The sequence below is a fragment of the Vibrio vulnificus CMCP6 genome, assembly GCF_000039765.1.
Taxonomy (GTDB): domain Bacteria; phylum Pseudomonadota; class Gammaproteobacteria; order Enterobacterales; family Vibrionaceae; genus Vibrio; species Vibrio vulnificus_B.
This window is the reverse complement of the sequence record NC_004460.2, coordinates 629747-653148: the sequence shown is the minus strand read 5'-3', so window position 1 is coordinate 653148 and position 23402 is coordinate 629747. Positions and strand designations below refer to the sequence as shown.

Below are 23402 nucleotides of genomic sequence, written 5' to 3'. Positions count from 1 at the left end.
CGGTCGCAAGAATAGCGTAATTTGCTCTAAGTTGCTGCTTTCACATCGCACAAATTCATCAGAAGCGGGTTTCTACCCAATGGCTCACTTGATAGTGTTCATCGCGAATGGCCAACGCGCGCCATTTGTCGATGGTGAGGCAAGGGTGAGAGGTGGAGAAAACCAGAATATCGCCGACATCGAGTTCGCACTCTGCCGGGATCTCGACAAACGTGTGTTGATCCATGATCGCGATTGATGTCACGCCAGCAGCTATTGGCAACGGCTGACCGTCGCGAAACGCGCGTTCTAACGTGGGCAGGCCAGCATCAAATGCCACATCGCGTTTACCCATGCCCACCACAAGACGCGTTGGTTCTGGGCGAGAAATAACATGTGCCCATAGCTCAAGCGCAGAGAGCAAATCCCCACCAAGATCGCACGCGACGCCCTGATTTTGTTGGGCTCTTTGCATCACGTTTTGCTGTGCGGTTTGGTAAATTCCTGTGTCATGGATGGCGTAGCAGCCAGGGCGAATGACGGGGGTGAGATCGGTAAGGCCGCTAAATTGCTCCGCCACAACGTCATACCAAGCTGAGCCCGCACCAGTGATGATTGGCTGTGATGCGATCAATTGAGTGCTTTTGAGCTTGCGAGCCAAAGAGATCGCATTCTGCAAGAAATGGCAAATCTCTTCCTCGGCATTTTCACCATGAATCACCCCTTCGTACACCTCGATGCCTGCCAACGCCAAATGAGGCAGTGAGTGGATTTCGTTAGCGAGTGAAAGCACTTGTGCTTCGCTTCGACAACCACAACGGCCGCCATTCACTCCCAATTCAATGAAAAGATGAAGTGTTTGCTGGCGTTGGGCAAAAAAGTGCGAAAGGGCGCGAATGTTCCGTGATGAATCCACGCAGCAGTACAGGTGAATCTCAGGATCTTCGATGAGTTGACTGATGATGGCCATGTTGGCTTTGCCCACCAGTTGATTCGCGATGATGATGTTTTTCGCCCCAGCCATGGCAGCCACTTCCGCCTGCGCCGCGGTGGCAACGGTGATGCCCCACGCGCCATGTTCAAGTTGTTGGCGGAAGAAATCGGGCGTCATGGAGGTTTTGCCGTGTGGGGCCAGTTTCACGTGGTGGTGATTGGCAAACTGTTGCATCCACTTAAGGTTATTGTTGAGTGCAGACGCGTGAATCACCGCACTCGGCAGGCTCACTTCGTCCAACGATAAATTGCATGCTTGAGGTTGAATTGCTTGGCTTTTTTCACCAACAGCGGGGCGTTTAACAACAAAGTTATGATAGTTTCTATCATGATTTTCATAAGGTTTTTTCATGGTTATCTACTTCTAACATGATTTAAGTGATTGATATTTTGAGTTTGTTTGTTTCTAAAATAGATCTTGTGATAGAAAGTATCAAACTTTTCGTGTTTATTTGTGTGTTTTGTCACTGATTAATTTTTAGCAAGATTTACTATGACATCAGGTTAAAGAGTTGAGCAGTAGAGAGACGTAGAGTGTTCGATACCATAATTCGAAATGTGGAAATTTTTGATGGCACCGGTGGGATGCCATTTGTGTCTGATGTCGCCATTCAAGGGCAGCGAATTGCTCAAATTGGTGATAGTCAATATGCGTCTGCGGCTTGTGTGATTGATGGCCAGGGCTTGGCGCTAGCACCGGGATTTATCGATGTTCATACTCATGACGATACCAATGTGATTCGTTATCCAGAGTGTTTGGCTAAAGTCAGCCAAGGGGTGACAACCGTGATTGTGGGTAATTGTGGTATTAGTGCCAGCCCGACGATTTTAGCGGGTGATCCGCCTGACCCGATGAACTTGCTTGGCGAGCAAGCCGATTTTAAATACCCGACTTTTGCTCATTACGCTGAAGCGGTAACACGCGCGCAACCTGCCGTGAATGTGGCGGCGTTGGTTGGCCATACGACACTGCGTAACAATGTTATGGATGATTTGTTACGCGCCGCATCCGATGAAGAAATCGAGCAGATGCGACAAGCGCTCGCTTTAGCGATGGAGCAGGGGGCGCTGGGGCTAAGTTCAGGTTTGGCTTATGCCAGTGCTAAGCAGGCGACCGCCGATGAAGTGATGCGCTTAGCACAAGTGCTCGGCGAGTATGAGGGCATTTATACCACCCACATGCGTACCGAATTTGAAGAGATACTCAGTGCGATGGCGGAAGCCTTTGAAACGGGCCAGTTTGCTAAGGTACCTGTGGTGATCTCCCATCTTAAATGCGCGGGCGCGGGCAATTGGGGACGCACTGTTGAAGTGGTGGATCTGATGGAAAAAGCCGCTCAACATCAAGATGTCTCTTGCGATTGTTACCCTTATTCGGCCAGCTCTTCCACTTTAGATCTGACTCAAGTGACAGAAGAGATCGACATTTTTATTACTTGGTCGAAAAGCCAGCCACAGTTTGCCGGCAAGATGCTTAAGCAGATCGCTAAGGAGATGGGCTTACCTCTCATGGAAGCAGCCAAAGCGCTACAACCTGCTGGAGCGGTGTATCACTGCATGGACGAACAAGATGTTAAGCGAGTGTTGAAATACCGCTTAACCATGGTGGGTTCGGATGGATTGCCGAACGATCCTCATCCACACCCGCGCTTGTGGGGCACTTTCCCGAAAGTGCTCGGGCATTATTGCCGAGAAGAAAAACTCTTTTCCCTGCAAGAAGCGATTCACAAAATGACGGGAATGTCTGCTAAACGATATAACCTCAGTGAACGAGGGGTTATAAAACAAGGTGCATTTGCTGACTTGGTTTTATTTAATCCGAGAACAGTGAAAGATACCGCAACTTTTGAAAATCCCATTTCGTTAGCGCAAGGTATTGAACGGGTATTCGTGAATGGAATACTGGCTTATTTTAATGGTCAGGTTTCAAAACACAGAAACGGTGTTTTTATTTATCGAAATAAATAACGATTTAATTCAAATAAAGTTATTTGATAAATATTAAATTAATGAAATTAAGTAAGAAAGTAATGGAGAAAAATAATGTCAATTAAACGATATGGCGTAGAAGGCGGCGTGGGCACAGGTGGTCAGCATTTACCCTTTGCACGAGCAACCGAAGCGGGTGGTTTCCTTTACGTCTCTGGCCAAACACCGATGATTGATGGTGAAGTGGTTGAAGGTGGCATTGTTGATCAGTCTCGCCTCGCAATTCAAAACTGTGTCGACATCATGAGCGAGGCGGGCTATACGCTAGAAGATGTAGTACACGTTAAGGTTGTGTTGACCGATGCACGCTATTTCCAGTCGTTCAATAAAGTGTTTAAAGAGTTTTTTGGCGAGCATCCACCTGCGCGTATTTGCATGGTGTGTGACCTTGTGGTGGATGTCAAAGTGGAAGTCGACGTCACGTGTTATCGAGCCGACCGTCGCTAATAAATATCAACGCACTTATTTGAGTTAATCGTCACAAAGACAAACTCACACGGTGCCGAATTTGAACTCTCCTTGTTATTCTTATTCGGCACCTTCACTCCCTGAAATAAAAATAATCATGCCTGCCAAAGTAGAAGGACAGGGATATTTTATCTGAAAGATGGACTTAAATTACCTGAGAGGTGTTCAATGAATAGCACACTTTTTTTAACCGGATTTGGAATATATGTGCTTTTCCTTATTTGGCTCGGCTGGTTTGTTTCACGTAATCAAAAATCAGGAGAAGATTTTTTATTAGGTGGTCGAGGTTTACCGTTATTTCTCGTCTTAGGCACCACAGTTGCCACCATGGTGGGAACGGGTTCCAGTATGGGAGCGGTAGGCTTTGGTTATGCCAATGGTTGGGCGGGAGCGCTCTATGGCATTGGTGGTGCCGTGGGCATTCTTCTTCTCGCTTTGTGGTTTGCCCCTGTTCGTAAACTCAACTTTATGACCATGAGTGAGGAGTTGGCCTACTATGTCGGTGCGAACCGCATCGTCAAAAATGTGGTCGGCTTGTTGATTTTCATTGCATCGATTGGTTGGCTTGGCGCGCACATTCTTGGCGGTGGCATGTACCTTGCGTGGATTGCCGACATTGAACTAAGCACCGCGAAAATTGTGATTGCGGCGGCCTTTACTATTTACGTGGTGATTGGCGGTTATACCGCCGTGGTATGGACCGATACCATTCAAGCCGTGATCTTGTTTGTTGGCTTCATTCTCATGGCGGTCTTGTCTGTGCAGCACATTGGGGGCCTAGATAATCTCTATAGCGCGATGGACCCAGCGGCAGTCAGCTTTTTGGCCATCGACAAACTCGGGTTGATCCCGGCGATTTCATTGTCTGTCGTGATTGGTGTGGGCGTGTTAGCAACGCCGTCGTTCCGTCAGCGTATCTACTCGGGCAAAGATGTTTCAACCATCCGTCGTTCGTTTGTTGGCTCGGGCGTGTTGTACCTGTTCTTCTCAATTATCCCTGCCATTATCGGTATGGCAGCGCATGCGATTAACCCAGAGTTGACCAACTCAAACTATGCGTTCCCTTACGTGGCTGCCACGGTGTTGCCTGTCGGTGTGGGGATGATTGTGCTTATTGCTGGCCTTTCGGCCACCATGTCGAGTGCCAGTTCTGATGCGATTGCGGGCGTGTCCATCCTGCTGCGTGATGTGTATGTGATGTTCACAGGCCGTGTGCCAAACAAAGAGTCGATGCTCAACTACTCGCGTCTGGCGTTAGTGGTGGTGATTGGTTTCGCCTTGCTGTTTGCTCTCACCTCAAACGACATCATCAGCTACATCACCAAAATGATTTCTACAGTCATGTCTGGCATGTTTGTCTGCGGTATGTTGGGGCGTTTTTGGTCTCGTTATAACTGGCAAGGAGCCTTAGCAACACTGGCGGGTGCGTCTGCTGCTTCCGTGACGGTGATGATGAGTCCGAGCCTGACCACGTTTTGGGGCAACCCGGTGATCCCATCGTGTTTGGTGGCATTAACTGCCGGTGTCGTCGTGAGCCTGCTGACGCCAGCAAATCAAGTCTCTGCCGAAATGGCACGCGCCATCTTAGACGATGAACGCGCTTTGATGGAAATGGAACTCTCCGACAAAGGCGAGCTGGATCGCGACGAATCGCTGGCAAATCGTCAAGCGGCGCGCGAGCTGTAATCTCCCTCTTCTAATCTCTGTTCGATGAGTTTCAGTGATCTTGCTCTGAAACTCATCGTGTTAGCACAGGAACCTCAAGATGAACAAAGCTACACTGGCTCTACTGATTTCAGGCGTACTGATGGCACCGATAACGATGGCAATGGCTCCCAATACCGATTTGGTTTTAATGCCTTACCCGCAAAACGTTGAGTTAAGCGAAGGCAAGGTGACGCTGGATAAAGCGTTCAGTATTTATATCAAAGGTTACGACTCACCGCGCGTGGCGTTTAACGTTAAGCGCACCATGGAGCGGCTCTATCGACAAACTGGCTTGCCGATGCTGAATTGGCAGGCAAAATCCGAACAAGAAGCAACGTTGGTGATAGATATTCAACGTGCCCCAAGCAGTGCGGTGCAAAATATCGACAGCGATGAGTCATACCAATTGAAGGTTGCAAATGGCAAGATTTTGCTTTCATCCACTGAGCCTTATGGCGCGTTTCATGGCTTAGAAACCTTACTGCAACTGGTTTCGACGGATGCCAATGGCTACTTCGTTCCCGCCGTTGCTATCTCTGATGCGCCGCGTTTTAAATGGCGTGGGGTGTCGTACGATACTGCGCGTCATTACATCGAACTGCCGGTGATTTTGCGCCAATTGGATGCCATGGCCTCAGCGAAAATGAACGTCTTCCACTGGCATATCTGGGATGACCAAGGCATTCGTATTCAACTGGAAAACTACCCTCGCTTATGGCAAGCCACCGCGGATGGTGATTTCTACAGCAAAGATGAAATTCGCCAAGTGGTTGAGTACGCGCGTAATCTTGGTATTCGTGTGATCCCTGAAATCTCGCTGCCTGGCCATGCTTCGGCGGTCGCGCACGCCTATCCGGAATTGATGTCTGGCCTTGGTGAACAGTCTTACCCTCAGCAGCGTGGTTGGGGTGTGTTTGAACCTTTGATGGACCCAACCAATCCAGAACTCTACACCATGTTGGCAAGCGTATTCGATGAAGTGGTCGAGCTCTTCCCAGATGAGTATTTTCACATCGGCGGGGATGAGCCGAACTATCAACAGTGGCGTGACAACCCGAAAATCCAAGCGTTTATCAAACAGCATCAATTGGACGGCGAACGAGGGCTGCAATCGTACCTGAATAGCCGAGTCGAGCAGATGCTGAACCAGCGCGGCAAGAAAATCACAGGCTGGGATGAAATTTGGCATAAAGATCTGCCGAAATCGGTGGTGATTCAGAGTTGGCAGGGGCATGACAGTATTGGCCGAGCGGCCAAAGAGGGCTATCAAGGCATTTTGTCGACGGGTTATTATCTCGATCAGCCTCAACCCACCAGCTACCATTATCGTAATGACCCGATGCCGAAGGGGATCACCGTCGATGATCAACTGCATCAAGGGGAAAAATTTGTCACCTACGATTGGGTGAAGCCTCGCAATAAAGGAGGCCCGCGCAAAGGGAATCTCACCATCATCGAGGGTGCTGACGGCAAAGTGCGTGCATTTACCGATTACAATGGTAAATCGCGTGAAGAAGTGTATGTATTGGAATACGTCCCCGGAGTGCTATTCCGTGGCCATTTTGACAACTTCATGTCCTACACTGAATTCAATTATCAGTTTGCTGGTGATCAACTAAAAGAAGGCAGCTATCAGCGTATTGGCAATGTGCGTTGGCCAGCAACTGGCAATTTGGTGGCCTCTAGCGAGAGAGAAGTGACGAGCATTCCGCAACCCAATGGCGGTTATCCTGCTCAACTGACCAAACAAGAGGAGCCATTGATCCTCGGTGGTGAAGTGACCATTTGGGGTGAAAATCTCGATTCGATGACCATAGAACAGCGCTTATGGCCACGCAGCTATGCGATTGCCGAACGACTTTGGTCAAGTGAATCGCTCACTGATGAAGCCAGTATGTACCGTCGAATGCGCGCGCTGGATAGTTGGTCGGAAATTTCTCTTGGCCTGCGTCATCATGCGGATGCTCGGATGATGCTTCAGCGTTTAGCCAATGGGGCAGATGTTGCGCCGCTCATCACGTTAGCCAAATACACGGAGCCTGCACAATATTATGCGAGGCACTGGGAGAAATGGATTTCTACGCCAAACAAAGGGGATTTGTACAACCAATATGAACGCTTAAATCGGTTCGCCGATGCCCTCGTGGTAGAAAGCTATGCGGTGTATGACATGGAAGCGTGGGTGCGTGGCTATCAGCCAAATGGCAATGCGCAAAGTCCGCAAAGCAAGCAGGCGCTTGAGGAGCTTTCTGAGCATTATCAGGCGGTGAAAGGTGCGGCGCGCCAATCTCGTGGGATTTTTGCTGCCAATGTGGCCTCACGTGAGAGTGTGGCGATCGCAGAGGCAACCATAGCGTTAGCAGAGCTGGGTCTTGAGTTGGTGGAAAAAGCGCAACAGGGACAAGTGCTTTCAGCTGCTGAGCGAGCGACTTATCAAGCGATATTGGATAAGAATGCGGTCATTTTTGATGAAACCATTGTGGCGATAGTAAGACCAACCGAGCAGCTACTTCACAAAATTGCACCTTAGTGTAGAAAAGCCGTTGCCGCCTGTGACGACAGGCGGCAAGGTAACAAGATGGCTTAACGCAAAGGAAGCGCAAAAAGAATGACACAAGGTATCTTACATTTTTACGTTGGCACCTATACCGATGAACCCAGTATGAGTGACGGCGTGGCTCAACTGGAACTCAATACTGAAACGGGTGAGTTGATCCCATTTAACGAGCTGGCGACGCTACGCAATCCGTCTTATCTCACACAAACTTCGCGAGGCTTATATACCTTCAATGAAGTGGCGGTTGAAGAGAACCCACAGTTGATGCAACTTGGTTGTGTCGACAGTAGCGCAATGGCGATCAACGGTAGCTACCCTTGTCATTTAGATATTGACCCGACCCAGACGTTTTGTGCCGTCGCAAATTATGGTTCAGGCAACACCTCCATATATACGCTCGATGTGTTAGGTGCGCCGTCAGAGTGCATTGCTGAGCTTTATGTGGAAGGTGATGGCCCAAATCGAGAGCGACAAACATCACCACACGCGCACCAAGCGACGTTTCTACGCCATAGCCCTTTTTTAGCTGTGGTGGATTTGGGTACCGATCAGGTGCATTTCTATCAAATTAATGATCAGCAGCAAGCCTTTACTTTGCATCAGTCACTTAAACTTCCTGCAGGCACCGGCCCTCGTCACCTAGTCTTTAATCAGGCGGAAACTCGTGCCTATTTGCTGTGCGAATTGACCGAAACTTTGCTGACGCTAGAACGAGCAAACGAACGTTGGGCGATGGTTTCAGAGCAACCTTTGCTGCCGGGTGAAGAAAATGGCGCTGCGGCTTCTGCCATTCGATTGTCTTCCGATGAGCAATTTCTCTATGCATCCTGCCGCCGACAAAATAAAATCACGGTTTTTGATGTTAGCCAAAGCGAGCCTAAATGGTTAGAGGCGGTGGATTCTCTTGGAGATTTTCCGCGAGACTTTGTGTTGTCGCGCAATGGCAAATGGTTGCTGGTGGCGAACCAGCATAGCCATAATGTGGTCAGCTATCGTCGCGACCGCCACACGGGCCGATTAACCGCAACGGGCTTCAGCTGCCAAATTGGTAGCCCGGTTTGCTTAGTCGAGCATCAAGAACCCTTTAAATAAAATCAATCTGATAAAGAGAAAATACGATGACAATTCACCGCATTAACCCATGTAAACGCTGGTCTGATATTACCGTCTTCAATGGCATTGCGCATTTTGTGGAAGTGGCTGACAGTGATACCAACGCGGACATGAAAGGCCAAGTGGAGCAGATTTTTGCTCAAGCAGAAGCGCAATTGGCGAAAATCGGCAGTGATCGCTCGCGTATTCTTTCGGTGACCATTTATGTGACTGATTTTGCCAACTTTGATGCGCTCAATGAAGTATGGGACAACTGGTTTCCTGAAGGCTGTGCACCAAGCCGTGCTTGTGTCAAAGCAGAGCTTGCTGACCCAGACTACTTGGTTGAAATGACCTTTGTCGCGGCAGCGGGTGAAGCATTTCAATAATCGCTGAGTGCTGACTTAGCAAGGCGAAATCCACAAAGGTTTCTCCATGAGAAAAGGGACGAAATATCGTCCCTTTTTCACAACTCTGTTTTCATAGCCCTGTTGCGAGTTCGCCAGCGGTTGAATAAGGCAAGCTAAGAGGCGCTTTTGATCTGCTTGGCACTCAGTTTGTCTACGATTCGGCTTGGTTTCATTGGACGAGAATAGTAATAGCCTTGGATCTGCTCGCATCCCATATCGACCAATTTTTTCAACGCCAGCTCTTCTTCAACCCCTTCAGCGACTAAATTCACCTTAAGTTGTAAGGCCAGTTGTGTGATAAGCCACACCACGCGCTCAGCGGTGTCGTTACAAAGCATATTACGTATAAAGCTGGCGTCGATTTTTATCGTGTCGATGGGGTAGCTGTGAATGTAATTCAAGCTTGAGTAACCCGTGCCGAAATCGTCGAGTGCCACTTTGAAACCGCGATCTCTTAGTGCATCCAGCACCATGTGCTCTTTACCCGTTTGAGTCAGTAACACCGTTTCTGTAAGTTCAATCACGAAATCACGGGGATCGAGATGATACTTTTGCATCATCTTATTGAGGTAATTAAGGTATCGCTCTTCATCATTCAGTTCATACGCAGAACAGTTGACGCCAAGTTTCACCCGATAACCTAACGATTCTTCCAAGTAGTTTTTTGCTCGGCAAGCGAGCTCGATGATCCGCTCTCCTAACTGAACAATGAGCCCTGATTGCTCGGCGGCATCAATAAACTCAACGGGCGAAATTGAGCCATATTCGGCACTGTCCCAACGCGCCAACACTTCAAAATAATCCCAACGTGGTTTATGCACGTTGACGATCGGCTGAATCGCCACGTAAATCTCTGTTACCTCATCGATAGGCTTCGCCAGTTGCTCGCGTATGGCTTCGATTAACTGTGTTTTTCGATGGTATAGCGCGCTTAAATGGGTGTCATAGCAGCGAATACGATTGTTAGGGTGCTTTTTACACTCTTTCATCGCAAGGCTGGCGTTGAGAAATAACTCATCACTCGTAATAAGACGTTGGCTTGCTTTGGCGATGCCGATGCTGATGTCAAATCGAACGTGATTGGCGTTGTCTTGATAGCCAAACGCAATCTTATTCAGTATGTGCTCGCACACCTCCTCTGGCGTTTCGGAATAAGTGATAAAAGCAAACTCATCACCCGCCACTCGGTACGCCAAGGCAGGGGTGGGCAGTGCGGATTGAATGGCATGCGCAGTAAACTTGATGATTTGGTCACCAATGTAGGTGCCGTGAATGTCGTTGATTAATTTGAAGTTATCGATATCGATGCAAACGAGGCTAAATGGGCGATCGGATTGCTGGGTAAGGGTTTCCAAGGTATCCGAAAGGCAACTGCGGTTAAGTAATCCGGTCAAATTATCGTGTGAGACTTCGTAACTGAGTTGATTCACCAACTGATCAGAGCGATCACTTAGCCACTTTTCTCGTAAACCGTGAATAATGATGTTGGCGTATATGCGGTGATATTTGAGTATTAACTGAGGGTCGTGAGGTTTAAATCCAAATGTGGAAACCAGAATACCCAAAATATCGCCATTATGGCCGCGCAGTGGAATGCCGACAAACGCATGCACGCCCGCTTCGGTAAATTCTAGCCCTTCTTCTAGTGAGAAATAGCTGTCAGGGACGTTGTCTTGAATCAGATGACAGTGCTCGATCACCTTGAGAGCGATGCGTTCAAATGGCGTATTTTCTAAGCTATAACGCGCAGCGTTAACGTTGCTTCCCTCTTTTGCATAAGCCAAGGTATTGGCATGGTTGTGGTGCAGATCTATCTCTACGATACAGGTGCAGTACGAGCTTAAAGTGGAATGCAGCTTGAGCGTAACTTGATTGAGCAGCTCGCTACCGTCGAGAGATAGAGTATGAATAAGCTCATCTAAATCGATGCAAGCTTGGAGCGTTGAATCATTCATCTGACGTTTCTCTACCTGATTATTATAATAGTGACACTTTTGTTGCATAACGTTGCGAAAACAATCTAGATATGCATCACGTTAAATATCGTTCAGGTAGTAGAAGTTTGCAATGAAGAAAAATCAGATTTGCTAGGAAAGTGTTATCTCATAGCCAGTTACTGAGCAGAAAGAGTTAGCACTTTTTTGCTCTATACGGACTTTTCTTGCTGTAGCCGCTCTTTAAGGTAATCCAAAAACAGTTTTGTTCTTGTGTGCTGATAGTCCAGTTTGGGGTAGTAAGCGTAAACGGTGGCTTCGTCTGCGTGCACGTTTGGCAGAACAGGAACCAAAGCGCCAGTACGCAGCTCTTCTTTGATCATCACGTTATTACTGAGCAGAATGCCCATGCCTCGTTTTGCACCGTGGAAAAGCGCTTCTGGATTGGTTGTCGAGAAGTTGCCACGCAAAGTCATGCGTTTACCATTGTTGAGTTTCAGTTCTCGACTCGGCTTTTCTCCCCAGATCAGGATATTGTGATTCACCAACTGCTCTGCGTTCTCCGGCATACCGTATTTTTCAATATAGCTGGGGGCCGCAAAAAACGTCGCTTTATGTTCAAAAAGCGCGGTTGCTTTAAAGCTCAGGGAGTTCAGCTGTTCCAACTCTCGGCTGATAAAAAGATCTAGGCTCAGCTCAGGCAGTTGCCCTGGTAATGTGGTAAAGAGCTGGATTTTAATATCTGGGTATTTTTCTAGAAAATCATCCAGATAGTGAACTAAGAACTTAGATCCGACGGCAAGGGTTGCGCCAATTTTCAGTAATCCAGCTGGGCTTAGGTTGACGGATCGCGTCTCATCTAAAACCGATTGCCAGCCATCGAGTTGCAACTTTGCGCGCTGATAAAACAGAGCGCCCGCTTCGGTTTGGCTGATGGATCGTGTGGTGCGCTTAAGCAACTGAACACCAATTTTCTCCTCTAACCACTGTATCCGCTTGCTGATGGCGGAACTGGTGGTGTTCATTTTACGCGCTGCCGCGTTAAAACTGCCTTCTTCCACCACTCTGATGTAGCTGTTTACGCTTTGAAACCAATCCATATTCTTTCCTTTAGGGAATTAATCTCTTTCCGATTGGGGAGATTATCATCAATCAAAGGCCAATATAAACTGTAAATAATTTGATGTAAGAGAGGAGAGGGGAATGCTGAAGTCGTTACAAAAAATGCCATTGCTTTTAGCGATGATGATCATCGCGACAGGGCAAGTGGGCGTGGCCATTTATTTACCGTCTCTTCCCCTTATTAGTCACGATCTCGGATTGACACAAGCTGACGTACAAAATGTCGTGACTTTCTTTCTTGTTGGCTTTGGTGCATCACAACTCTTTTATGGCCCTTTGTCTGATGCGATTGGTCGACGTCCAGTTTTCATTCTTGGCCAAGGGATCTACTTAGTTGGCACTGTCATCTGTATCGCGTTTTCATCCAGTATTGAAGCGTTAGAGTTAGGTCGATTGTTGCAAGGATTAGGGGCGGGTAGCGCATCGGTGTTGGGGCGTTCTGTATTGCGAGACAGCTACGAAGGGGCACAATTGACCAAAGCGCTCTCTTATATTTCGATTACCGCATCGATCATGCCGATCATTGCCCCGGTTTTTGGCGGCTGGATCGCCTTTCATGTCAGTTGGCAAGCGGTGTTCGTTTTTGTGTTGTGCTACTTATTGGCGATATTTACGTTGGGCTATTTTGTGTTGCCAGAAACCTTGCCTTACGCCAAGAGACGTTTTCGTCCTTTAACCGTGTTGGCGACTTATCGCACTTTGGCGACTAATCCGCAAGTGATCGGCAGTGCCAGTTTTAACTGGATGAGCTACCTTGTTAGCCTTGTTTCGCTCTCGGTATTCCCTTTCATGATGCAAGGAGAGCTTGGATTTTCTGCTGCTGATTATGGCAGCATGATGATCATTCCATCTGCTGGTCTTTTGCTTGGTAGTGTTACAGTCAATGTCTTGTTACGCTATTTCGAGGTGAAGAGGCTGCTTGCCGCCAGTTTTGTTCTTGTGGCTCTGTCTGGTTGTGGGCTCATTTGGGCGCCTTTTAGTAGCGTTAGCTTGATCGCTGCCTTTACCGTGATGAGTTTTGCTCAAGGAATGTCATTCCCTCTGTCGATCAGCTTGCTCCTTGCCCCTCACAAGCAAAATGCGGGATCTGTTTCTGCGTTGTCTGGCTCAGTGCAGATGGTAATGGCAGCTCTGCTCGGTGGATTTTTGGTTGAACACTGCGTTCGAACTCAGGCTCAATTAGGATTGTTTTATATTCTAGTTGCGATGGGATGTTTTGCGGTGTTGCTGCTCAAGGGCAAAGTGATGACGACGCCGGAGGTACAGAAAGTCTAACTTGATTATCTCACCCCCCGTCACTACAATGCCGCGCAGCAGTTAATGAGGGTTACCCATGCAACAAAATGAATTTGAACAGTTGGTTAAGCAGGTTTGCCAGCAAGAGAACTTACCTAAAGCACTAGAGCTTCTAAAAGCGTGTGACGATGAGGAAGTTGCAGAAGCGGCAGCATCGCTTTCAGGGCAATTTGCTTTGGCAGAAGTGGATGGCGAAAAACGAATCTATCACGTGACGTTACAAGAAAACGAAGCAGGTGAAGAGACGGAATACGTTGAGCATGTAATGAACGAAGGTGAGCACTTGGTGAAGTTTGCCGCTTGGTTCTTTGATGTCATGTTCGAGATCAAGGCCAAAGAGACCTACCAAGCTGCAGGAAAAACCTATCAGCAACCGAAGCGTAGCTAACGCTAGCGGAATCGCTTTTTTAGAACGCTCAAAAAACGGCAATGTTACTGCCGTTTTTTTGTTTTCGTGATAAATGTTTTTTATCTTTTCATGAAATAAAATTACCAAATAAACGTGATCTTCGTCTTGTTATCTGATGGTTTTGTAGTAATATTACACATGAAAACAGAAGAGAAAACATTGGAGAATCAAGATGGGTTATGAATTAGGCGGTGCTTACATCGGTCAAATGATGGCAAAAGACGCAATGCACAAAGCTATGTATGGCAAGACAGCGAAGAAGAAAGCGTCATTTATCAGCCGCATGCTAAAGAAAATGGCAAAATAACAGCAAGCTTAAAGCGTTATTTTGTAGTAAAGTTTCAAAAAAAACCTGGCATCGCCAGGTTTTTTCTTATCTGCTTATCTATGGTCAACTTAATCAGTTTGCCATCTCCACCACATTGTTCGGAACGACATCAAGCCCACGCTCTTTAAGATAGACTTCCAGCTTGTCGCAACCCCCAATGTACGAACCATCTAACCAAATTTGTGGTACGGTGACGGGCGTTTTTTCGCCAATAATGGCTTTGACTTCTGGAATCATACGATACAGCGCGGCGCTTTCTTTGACGACATCGTGATATTGGTAGTGAATGCCCGCCGAATCCAAAAGCTGCTTGGCTTTTACACAGTAAGGGCAGGTCGCTTTACCAAAAACAATATTCCCTTTAAGGGTGTCGCGCTTTGTCCACTCTTTGATCACAGATTGAATGAGCACGCCACGGTTAAGGGCTTCACCTTGGCTAATCACTTTGCCTTCAACCACCAAAATAGGCGCATGCCAAGCGCCGAGCTTTAACGGCTCCCACCAGTGAGAAAGCCAGTCTTTGACTTCCAATTCAACAGGAATACCGTTAAGTTCATTGGCAAACGTATCGGTTAAGATATCTTTGGTTAACGTACACTCACCACATGGGATGTTGACTTTAAATGGTCCCCAACTTCCCGCCCAACGGTACAGGGTGATTTTAATCGCTTCACTCATTAAATATTCCTCAAAATCGCTCTATTAGTGTAGTAGAACGCACTGGCGATGTTTTCCTTTCACGCTATTTTGTTTTTTTGGTTTCCCAATGAGTAATAAAGGCGACAGAAGCAATAATGATGAAGGCACCAAGCCAAAGTCTGCCCGGTGGCACCCAACCAAATACAAGCCAACCTGCAAGTACGTTCAATGGCAGTTTAGCGTGATCAAAAGGCTGAACAAAGGAGGCATCGGCACTGGCATAAGCTTTGACGATGGCCCATTGTGCCAGTGCAGTCATGCAGCCCGCGGCAAAAAGGATCAGCCAAATGGTCGTACTGCTCGGCATTGTGAAATCAGGAATCGCCAGCATGATGTTGAATGGCGTAATCAACAGCAGCAGATAAACCACCATGGTGGAGGGTGGATCGTTGACCGAGAGCTTTTTAACCATCAGTGAATAACATGCCCAAAAGAAGGCAGCGCCGACAGGCAGTAAGGTCGCAAGATGAAAATCATCCGCCCAAGGCTCAAGAATGATCATCGCACCAATGAAACCGAACAGCGTCGCGCCCCAGCGTGCCACACCCACTTTCTCTTTCAGAAGCAGCCCTGAGCCGATCGTCGCAAAGAGTGGGGAAGTCATTAATAGCGCGATGCCTTGCCAAATCGGCACCGGATAAGCGAGTGCCCAAAGCCAAAGCTGGATACCGATAACCGACAAAAAGACTCGCAGTGCATGCCAGCCAAAATGAGAGGTGCGCAGCGATTGGCGAATGCCCAGCGTTTTTAAGTACGGCAAAATCACAATTAAAGCGATGCCATATTGAATCAGCGCAACAGTGGTTGACGGAATGGCAAATTGAATGCTGGCAACTTGCGCCAGGCTGTTGACGATAGCGAAAGCTAAACCAGCGGTCAGCATCCACGACGCGCCAAGAATTGGGTGGTGTTGAGATTGCATAGATAATCGAATTCACAAAAAAGTCCGAGAATCATACGTTTTCTGCATGGCGAAGCCAAATGTTTTGCGGCGAACGGGGTAAAAAGAAGCCCCTGAATTCAGGGGCGCAAATGCGGATTAAAGGACGTACCTCGGTGAGGAGGATAAGAACGAGAAGCACAAACGCTGCCATGCATTTGTACATCTATCATTGCAGAAGCTGTGCCAGTTTTTAAGTTGTTGATTTTGTTAGTTTTGGATTTTTGAGTATCCCAAAGCCGCACCATAACCATTCAAAAGGCGACAATCATGGTGCAAAGGAAACATGGTGCAAAAGGAAACATGGTGAAAGGGAAAGCTAAATTTGCAGTAACTGGCGGTTAAACTCTTCCACATCAAGGGGTTTGGAGTAGAGATAACCTTGGAACTCATCGCATTGCTCGCTGACAAGCAATAAGCGCTGCTCTTCGGTTTCCACGCCTTCTGCGATGACTTTTTTGTCCATGTTGTGGCCAAGTTGAACAATGGTTCTGACCAGCATGTGATCGTGGTGATTGTCGACACAATCATCAATGAAGGCTTTGTCGATTTTCAACACGTCAATGGGCAGTTGTTTGAGATAGTTCAACGAGGAGTAGGCGATGCCAAAATCATCGATTGCAACGGTGACTCCTTCACACCGCAAATTATGACAAATCTCGATGAGCTTCTTCGGCTCCTTCATTAGTACCGTTTCGGTGATCTCCAGTTGCAGATAACTGGCGGGAAGGTGAGACTCCGCCAGAGCGGTTCTGACTTGCAGTTCGATATCGTCATGAGCAAATTGTACGGTTGAGACATTGACCGAGACAGGGATCTTGTAGCCCAAATCCAACCATTTCTTGGCTTGTTGACACGCCTCGAGAATCACCCAGCGACCAATTGGAATGATCTGCTTGGTTTTCTCGGCAATGGTGATGAATTCAAAAGGTGTTATGGTGCCTAGTTCTGGATGTTGCCAGCGAATTAACGCTTCAGCGCCGGTAATTTCTCCTGTTGTGATGGATACTTTTGGCTGATAAACCAAGGAAAACTGTTTCAGTTCAATGGCTTTGTCGAGCTCTCGTTCAATCTGGTGTTGACGGATGGTTTCGTCCAATAGGGCTTCGTCGTACCAACGGACTTGGCCGCGGCCACGTGTCTTGGCTTTTTGCGCCGCAATGTCGCTGTTTCTTAGCCATATATCGAGGTTAGTCATGGACTCATTAAACAGAGCAATACCGGTCGCGTAGGAGATTTGATAAGAGCCTCGTTCCAGTTCAAACGCTGCTGTAAGTGCTCTTTTGAGTTTATCGAGCAGCGCATCGACTTCATCATTAATGCTGTGTTTCTCGTACACCAGCACAGCGAATTCGTCCCCTTCCATACGATAGACTTGGCCAAAGCCAAGGGTGTTTTTTCGCAAACGACGAGAAAAGCGTTTTAACAGGAGATCCGCTTGTTCGTGGCCAAAGCTCTCGTTGATCTCTTTAAAGGCATCAATATCTATTTTGAGGAGCGCACAGTTTCGCCCTTGCTGAGCCAAACTTTCGACCTGATTCAGATCCGAGTAAAAGGCTCGGCGGTTTGGCAGTTGCGTCAAGTAATCCGTTCGGCTGTCTTCTCGGTATTTGGTTAATTGCAGGTAAAACTTCTGCTGATAGTAGACCATGATGGACGCGAAGGTGGAAATCACCAACAATTCAATGGCATCTTCAATGAGCTCATCCAAGCCCTCTGGTGGAACCGTATAAAAATAGCTTGCCGTCAATAATAAGGCGACGACAAATGCCCAAATGGTTCCGGGGAACAATAAAAGATAGCAAAGCGGGAGGAGAATAAATGTCTCTTCAATGACGTCAATATCGAGAGGATCGACGATGCCGCCGACAAAAAGGTAACTCGTGGCGATCAAAGCGCACACATATTTGATTTTGTGGGATGGAGAAAAGAGCGCCACAATCATGGTAATGGCAAACAACACGTAAGACCAAGGCAATAGGGTGTGTTCGTTCACCAAGGTTTGCGTGATCAACAATACCGCCACAATATAGGCGGCCTTTAATATCAATACTACTTTCGAGTTTGCCACGATTTTACTTCTGCCATCTACCATAAATATCCTCGGTTTGGATTATATAGTATGGTGTTTTGTTGTGCTATATCAAAACGCTTTTATCTCTATCTGGTCGGCGCTCAGACAAGATGATTGATAGATTTCCATTAAGTATATAAAACAAAATGAAAATCACCTCTAAACTAGCACTGTTATTATCGCGATAAATATAATTAACTTCACAATTACAAATTAATTCGAGTCGATTCACACAAGATATACCCAAACAACTTGAAGTTGCAGGTAGGCGGCAAATGAGTGAATCCCCATGAGCATAGATACGCTATGTGATTGGGGTGAACGAATGCAGCCAACACCGCTGCAGCTTCAAGTAGGAAGGGTATAAGTCTAGGGAAGAAAAAAAGCCGGTAGGGATACCGGCTTGAAAAGGCTCGATGAAAACAAGCATTTAGAAATCGTAGCGTACGCCAAGTCGAAGTGTGTCTTCCCCAGAAGTGACTTTGCCGTTTACGTCTTTTACATCATCAAGCTTGTTGAGGTAGTAAGACAAGTAAGTGCGAAAGTTGCTGTTTAGCTTGTAGTAACCCACCAACTCGAGACCTTTAGTTGCGTCCGATTTAGTACCGTTATCGTCTTCTTCGGCGAAAGTGTACATCGCGGCAACGCTAAATGGTTTGCTGATTTTGTACTGAACCGCAATTTCGTAGGCGGTGAATTCTTGTTTCGCTTTGTCATCGAGATCACCCGTCGAGAAAGTCGCACCTAGATAAAGATCGTTTAAGGTATAGCCTGCACCGACAAGGATCTGGTTTTGGCTACCGTTGCCAGCACCGTTATCACCTGTGGAGTAAGCCAAACCCAGATCCAGACCGATAGGAAGAGAGTAAAGGCCACTGATGCCCATCAGGTCGCTATTGTCAGCGTCGCTTGCTGAATAAGTGGCTTCAATTTGTAGAGCATCGAAGCTGCCGCGATAGGCAAACGTGCTGTCTGTTTTGTCTGATGACGCATCAATGAACTGCTGCACGCCAGAAAACTCGGTAATATCCGTCAGGTCTGAAACGATGACAGAAGCCATATCTTGCTTACCAACAGAAAACGCACCTGCGTTTGTCTTCACACCTGCGTACATGTAACGGTTTTTGAAACTGCTTTCGCCTGTTTTCTGCTCAGCTTCGTAAAAACCAAAGGCTTGTAGATCGTTACCAAGGTCAGTGGTGCCTTTTACGTTAAGACGCGCACGAGTGCTGTCTTCCATGGTGCCGTCGATCTCAACACCTTTGTCGGTACCAATGAAATCACCACGGAACTCAACGCGCCCACCAATTTTTAGCTCAGTACCGTCTGTTTTATAAACGGTTGCTGCGAAAGATGACCCGGTGACCACTGCGGATAGGATTGCGGTTGCTAAAGCTGCCTTTTTCATTTCTCAATTACCTTTTTATATTCAATGGGCTTACATGCCCGATTCCTGATGCAGCTAAGGTACTGATTAAAAATGAACAAACGATTTCTATTTCATGACGCTTTCGTTGTGCTTGTATTGCAGTTCAATGAATGATGAGGACGAAAGAATAGCTAGCTCAACCATAATCTGAGCCATAGGCCAATCGGAGAACTGACGCCTGAGGTAATAAACTCAATTTTTCCATTACGCACAATCACAACGGTCGGGGTGACTTGTACCCCCCAATCACGGCTAATTTTGCCAGTTGGATCATTGATGGTGTCGTAATCATACTGTTGTGATTGCAAATACTGATTAACGCTTCCTTCGTCTCCCGACTGCATCGCCACACTGATAACGGGGTAGGAATCTGCGATCTGGTTGATCGTCGGACTAACGAGTTTGCAAGGACCACACCAGGTTGCCCAAAAATAGACAACCACAGGGGAGCCTTGACTGGCGCTCAGCAAGTCAACTTGTGTCCCAAGTGTTGTCATGGCGGAAAGGGGGAGCGCGTTGTCTTTTGGCAGATTTCTCGAATAGTAGAAATCAAGAGCGATGGAGACAATCAATACCACCGCCAGCACGGGTAGCCACTCTTTTAGGATTTTGACGATTTTCATAATGGGTTTCTCATTGAGCTGTTACATGGGCCTCATGGATTGCGTGCGCTTTACGATATGGATTCAATCTCTCTGAAACTTACATCTCGAGGTTACTTGGGTATAAGACCGGCGTTTTCCAATTTCTCTTCATTAAAGAAGGGAGAAAGTATTTCTGTTTGTAACATCATTATTAACATTTCGGTTGTTTTTCTGATTTTGCCAATCGTTTACTCGGTTTGCTTTTGATGGGGTGTAACTATTTGTAACATCAAAATAACTCATTTTGTTTTTGTGTTTTTAAATTTAAACAATTGAAAATTAATGATTTATTATCTTTATGGTCAATTTATATTATTTCACTGGGTGGTTTGTTGTGCCATCGCATAAAGTTCTCGCCAGATGTTAACCAGAAGTAGCTGAATTCTAAGGTTCTCTACCTGGTTGGAATATACATGTTATGTGTAATAACTAATGGAACTTAAAAATGAACAAAAACATTTTGGCTCTTGCTGTTGCTAGCGCAACATTCGGCACTCAAGCAGTTGCAGTGGAAGTTTACAACAACGATGGTACGACTTTCTCTATTGGCGGCCACGTTTCAGTTGCGTTGGAAGACTCCAAGCAAGGTGACCTAGGTGTGACAGCGGTTTCTCCGCGTATTAACTTCAATGCGACTCAAGATCTCGGCAATGGCTTTACGGCTGATGCAAAAGGTGAGTGGTCTATCAACTACCTAGATGGTGGTGAAAACGCACTTTCTACTCGCTTAGGTTACATTGGCCTGACGCATGAAAGCCTTGGCCGCGGTGTTGTTGGTACTCAATGGGCACCTTACTACAGCGTTGCAGGCGTGGCGGATATGCCAATCGCGTTCGCGAACGATTTCATCTACCAAGACCATGGTAACCTAGGTACCGGTCGTGCAGAAGAGATGGTCAGCTACGCTAAGGCGTTTGAACTAGGTGAAGCGGGCAAGATTGGCTTAGGTCTTGGCTGGCAAGGTCGTAAAACAGGCGAATTAAAGTTGTCTGAAACGAACACGATAAAAAATAACTACGGCAACCGTGCGCAAATCGCATTGAACTACAGCATTGCCAATGTGACTGCAAACTACGCGTACAACACGGGTGACGTGAACTACGGTGGTGGTGTAGGCACGAAAACGTCTGAATCTCATGTTATCAGTGCCACTTACGGCTCATACGGCAAGGGCTTATACCTAGCGGGCGTTTACGCAATGAATGAGTACATGAACTCTGGCGACGGTAACCTACTGAAAGACACGTCAGCTTACGAAGCGCTAGCGGCTTACACGCTAAACAACGGCATCAACCTAAGCGTTAACTACGAATCTGTGATTGATGAAGAGCTAAGCAAGCGTGTATACAGCACGTCAGCGGTTCAAGCTGAGTACAACTTCACGCCGAAGTTCGTTGGTTTTGCTGGCTACCAGTTTGACCTACAAGGTTCTGGTGACTACAAAGAAAAAGCAGACGACAAATGGATGCTAGGTGCTCGCTACTACCTATAAGCGCTAACATTTTTTAGCCGTCCAATTGTCCACTCATGTGGAAAGCCAGCAGTGTCACTGCTGGCTTTTTTATATGTTGAAGCGTGATTCGCAGTGCGTGCCTTACTTAAATTGCGACGCCATTGACTGACAACTGAACGTCAATATTGCCACGAACGGCATTAGAATAAGGACACACTTGGTGAGCCGTGGCGACTAATTTCACCGCCTGATCCGCAGGCAGGTCGATTTCTGCTGCCAGTGAGACCGTTAGGGCAAAACCGCCTTGTTCATTCGGGCCAATGCCTACCGTCGCAGTGACAGGCGCTTGTTTAATCGCTATTTTTCCTTCGCGGGCGACATGCAAAATCGCATTAGAAAAACAGGCGGCATAACCTGCGGCGAAGAGCTGCTCTGGGTTGGTGGCAGCACCTGTTCCGCCCATTTCTTTCGGGTAGCTTAGGTTGAGTTCCAGCAGTTTGTCGTCAGTACTGACAAGGCCGTTTCGTCCAGCAGAAGCGGTTGCGGAAGTTTGGTAAAGTGTTTTCATGGTCGATGTTCCTTTGTTATTTGAGTTGTGTGCAATCTAATTGTTTGCAATCTTATATCGATCCTTTTGTTGTTTGCAAGTATATTGTGCACAATTTATTTTGTGAGGTGAGTGATGTCTGAACAAACTATCCGTTGCCAAGGGGATTCTGAAGCGCAACTTTTGCTGGAAAATCAAATATGTTTCCCGTTATACAGTGCGGCTAATGCAGTGATCCGTGCCTATCGACCATTACTTGAAGCGTTGGATCTGACCTACTCACAATATCTGGTGTTGTTGGTCTTGTGGCAGCAAAACGGCATCAATGTGAAAGATTTAGGCGTCAAGCTTCATCTTGATTCTGGCACCTTAACCCCGCTATTGAAGCGCTTAGAAGCAAAAGGCATTGTTGAACGTCGCCGCGGTCAAACTGACGAGCGTGTGAGAGAGCTGTTTCTCACGGAAGCAGGCAGAGCTCTGAAACAGCAAGCTCAACAGGTGCCGCAAAACATGCTTTGTCGTATCGATCTCAGCATTGACGAGTTGGTGACATTGAAAAGTTTGTGCGAAAAAGTGCTCGAAAAGCTCAATTGATGGATCGAGCTTCTCATTTTGGATGATTCTGTGATTGGATTCTGAGCACTTTATCAGTGGCTAGTTTAGAATCGCGTTTTTGTGTTTGTTCAGGGAAGAGAAATGAGCCATATCCACTTCAGAAACAAAACCTTGCAACCGGGCAAAGTGCTCTGCGTTGGGCGTAATTATGTTGAGCATATTGAAGAGCTGCAAAACACAATTCCCGAACAAATGGTGCTGTTTCACAAGCCGGCGTCGGCAGTCACCAGCACATTGCATTCTTTCCATCAAGAGCCGCTTCATTATGAAGCCGAGATCTGCTTTGTGATTGAAAACGGCCAGTATGCGGGGGTTGGCATCGGCTTAGATCTCACCAAACGACAGACACAAAGTTATCTCAAAGCAAAAGGCCTCCCATGGGAGCGAGCGAAAGCCTTTAACGGTGCTGCGGTACTCAGCCGCTTTATCGAACTGAAAGGCATCGCTAGCGACGATCTCAACCTCGAACTGTTTATTAATTGTGTCCGCGTACAAAAAGGGCATGTCAATCAAATGCTGTACTCACCGCAAACGGTACTGGAAGAGCTCAAAGGTTACGTGACATTGGATGATGGCGATGTCGTGATGACAGGCACACCTCAGGGGGTGGGCGAAGTGCATAAAGGCGACGTGTTTTTAGGTCGCCTTAAATGTGGTGACACCACCTTATTGGAAGTTGAGTGGGTGGCCTGTTAACGACCATTGAGCAACGTCCAA

General features: G+C 47.1%; 21 protein-coding genes. 12 read left to right on the top strand and 9 right to left on the bottom strand.

Features of this window, described 5'->3' with window-relative positions:
- Positions 1 to 58: 58 nt before the first annotated feature.
- Positions 59 to 1324 (bottom strand): amino acid deaminase, encoded by a 1266-nt coding sequence (locus VV1_RS17925; RefSeq protein WP_011081538.1) that lies wholly within the window; start codon positions 1322 to 1324, stop codon positions 59 to 61.
- Positions 1325 to 1506: 182 nt separating this feature from the next.
- On the opposite strand from VV1_RS17925, the gene VV1_RS17920 reads away from it, so the two are divergent.
- From VV1_RS17920 to VV1_RS17895, 6 genes are all read left to right on the top strand, one after another.
- Positions 1507 to 2940, top strand: a complete 1434-nt coding sequence (locus tag VV1_RS17920) for an N-acyl-D-amino-acid deacylase family protein (RefSeq protein WP_011081537.1) — start codon at positions 1507 to 1509, stop codon at positions 2938 to 2940.
- Positions 2941 to 3015: 75 nt separating this feature from the next.
- Positions 3016 to 3408 carry a RidA family protein gene (locus tag VV1_RS17915; RefSeq protein ID WP_011081536.1) on the top strand — a complete coding sequence of 131 codons (393 nt, stop codon included), beginning with the start codon at positions 3016 to 3018 and terminating at the stop codon, positions 3406 to 3408.
- A gap of 189 nt (positions 3409 to 3597) precedes the next feature.
- A complete protein-coding gene (locus VV1_RS17910; RefSeq protein WP_011081535.1) occupies positions 3598 to 5115 on the top strand; it encodes a sodium:solute symporter family protein in 1518 nt (505 codons plus the stop codon).
- Between the two features lie 79 nt (positions 5116 to 5194).
- Positions 5195 to 7666, top strand: coding sequence for a beta-N-acetylhexosaminidase (locus tag VV1_RS17905; RefSeq protein ID WP_011081534.1), 2472 nt, complete (start codon positions 5195 to 5197; stop codon positions 7664 to 7666).
- A gap of 78 nt (positions 7667 to 7744) precedes the next feature.
- The gene (locus tag VV1_RS17900; RefSeq protein ID WP_011081533.1) at positions 7745 to 8785 is read left to right on the top strand and encodes a lactonase family protein; all 1041 of its coding nucleotides are present in this window, start codon (positions 7745 to 7747) and stop codon (positions 8783 to 8785) included.
- A 26-nt stretch (positions 8786 to 8811) separates the two neighbouring features.
- Positions 8812 to 9174 (top strand): RidA family protein, encoded by a 363-nt coding sequence (locus VV1_RS17895; protein WP_011081532.1) that lies wholly within the window; start codon positions 8812 to 8814, stop codon positions 9172 to 9174.
- Positions 9175 to 9308: 134 nt separating this feature from the next.
- Here VV1_RS17895 and VV1_RS17890 read toward each other — a convergent pair whose 3' ends face one another.
- Both VV1_RS17890 and VV1_RS17885 read right to left on the bottom strand, forming a co-directional pair.
- Complete coding sequence (locus VV1_RS17890; protein ID WP_011081531.1) at positions 9309 to 11150, bottom strand: putative bifunctional diguanylate cyclase/phosphodiesterase; 1842 nt, start codon at positions 11148 to 11150, stop codon at positions 9309 to 9311.
- Positions 11151 to 11341: 191 nt separating this feature from the next.
- Complete coding sequence (locus VV1_RS17885; protein ID WP_011081530.1) at positions 11342 to 12229, bottom strand: LysR family transcriptional regulator; 888 nt, start codon at positions 12227 to 12229, stop codon at positions 11342 to 11344.
- 103 nt (positions 12230 to 12332) lie between these two features.
- Between VV1_RS17885 and VV1_RS17880 the strand changes: the two genes are divergently transcribed.
- The 3 genes from VV1_RS17880 to VV1_RS25355 all read left to right on the top strand — a co-directional run bounded on the left by VV1_RS17880 (position 12333) and on the right by VV1_RS25355 (position 14263).
- On the top strand, positions 12333 to 13526 hold the full coding sequence (locus VV1_RS17880; RefSeq protein WP_011081529.1) for a multidrug effflux MFS transporter: 1194 nt from the start codon (positions 12333 to 12335) through the stop codon (positions 13524 to 13526).
- 58 nt (positions 13527 to 13584) lie between these two features.
- On the top strand, positions 13585 to 13935 hold the full coding sequence (locus tag VV1_RS17875; protein WP_011081528.1) for a hypothetical protein: 351 nt from the start codon (positions 13585 to 13587) through the stop codon (positions 13933 to 13935).
- 193 nt (positions 13936 to 14128) lie between these two features.
- Positions 14129 to 14263, top strand: coding sequence for a hypothetical protein (locus VV1_RS25355; protein ID WP_011081527.1), 135 nt, complete (start codon positions 14129 to 14131; stop codon positions 14261 to 14263).
- A gap of 93 nt (positions 14264 to 14356) precedes the next feature.
- Here VV1_RS25355 and VV1_RS17870 read toward each other — a convergent pair whose 3' ends face one another.
- The 5 genes from VV1_RS17870 to VV1_RS17850 form a co-directional block, all read right to left on the bottom strand.
- Entirely contained in the window at positions 14357 to 14962 is a 606-nt protein-coding gene (locus tag VV1_RS17870) for a glutaredoxin domain-containing protein (protein WP_011081526.1), read from the bottom strand.
- A 64-nt stretch (positions 14963 to 15026) separates the two neighbouring features.
- Entirely contained in the window at positions 15027 to 15905 is an 879-nt protein-coding gene (locus tag VV1_RS17865) for a DMT family transporter (protein WP_011081525.1), read from the bottom strand.
- A gap of 337 nt (positions 15906 to 16242) precedes the next feature.
- Positions 16243 to 18018, bottom strand: a complete 1776-nt coding sequence (locus VV1_RS17860; protein ID WP_011081524.1) for a putative bifunctional diguanylate cyclase/phosphodiesterase — start codon at positions 18016 to 18018, stop codon at positions 16243 to 16245.
- Positions 18019 to 18427: 409 nt separating this feature from the next.
- Complete coding sequence (locus VV1_RS17855) at positions 18428 to 19405, bottom strand: porin (protein WP_011081523.1); 978 nt, start codon at positions 19403 to 19405, stop codon at positions 18428 to 18430.
- A 152-nt stretch (positions 19406 to 19557) separates the two neighbouring features.
- Complete coding sequence (locus VV1_RS17850; RefSeq protein WP_011081522.1) at positions 19558 to 20049, bottom strand: protein disulfide oxidoreductase; 492 nt, start codon at positions 20047 to 20049, stop codon at positions 19558 to 19560.
- A gap of 466 nt (positions 20050 to 20515) precedes the next feature.
- Here VV1_RS17850 and VV1_RS17845 point away from each other — a divergent pair, with 466 nt between their 5' ends.
- Positions 20516 to 21562, top strand: coding sequence for a porin (locus tag VV1_RS17845; protein WP_011081521.1), 1047 nt, complete (start codon positions 20516 to 20518; stop codon positions 21560 to 21562).
- A gap of 106 nt (positions 21563 to 21668) precedes the next feature.
- On the opposite strand, the gene ohr is transcribed toward VV1_RS17845, so the two are convergent.
- Complete coding sequence (gene ohr, locus VV1_RS17840; RefSeq protein WP_011081520.1) at positions 21669 to 22091, bottom strand: organic hydroperoxide reductase Ohr; 423 nt, start codon at positions 22089 to 22091, stop codon at positions 21669 to 21671.
- Between the two features lie 114 nt (positions 22092 to 22205).
- Here ohr and ohrR point away from each other — a divergent pair, with 114 nt between their 5' ends.
- Together ohrR and VV1_RS17830 are read left to right on the top strand one after the other, a co-directional pair.
- Positions 22206 to 22664, top strand: coding sequence for a transcriptional regulator OhrR (gene ohrR, locus VV1_RS17835; protein ID WP_011081519.1), 459 nt, complete (start codon positions 22206 to 22208; stop codon positions 22662 to 22664).
- Positions 22665 to 22766: 102 nt separating this feature from the next.
- A complete protein-coding gene (locus tag VV1_RS17830) occupies positions 22767 to 23381 on the top strand; it encodes a fumarylacetoacetate hydrolase family protein (protein ID WP_011081518.1) in 615 nt (204 codons plus the stop codon).
- Positions 23382 to 23402 lie beyond the last annotated feature (21 nt).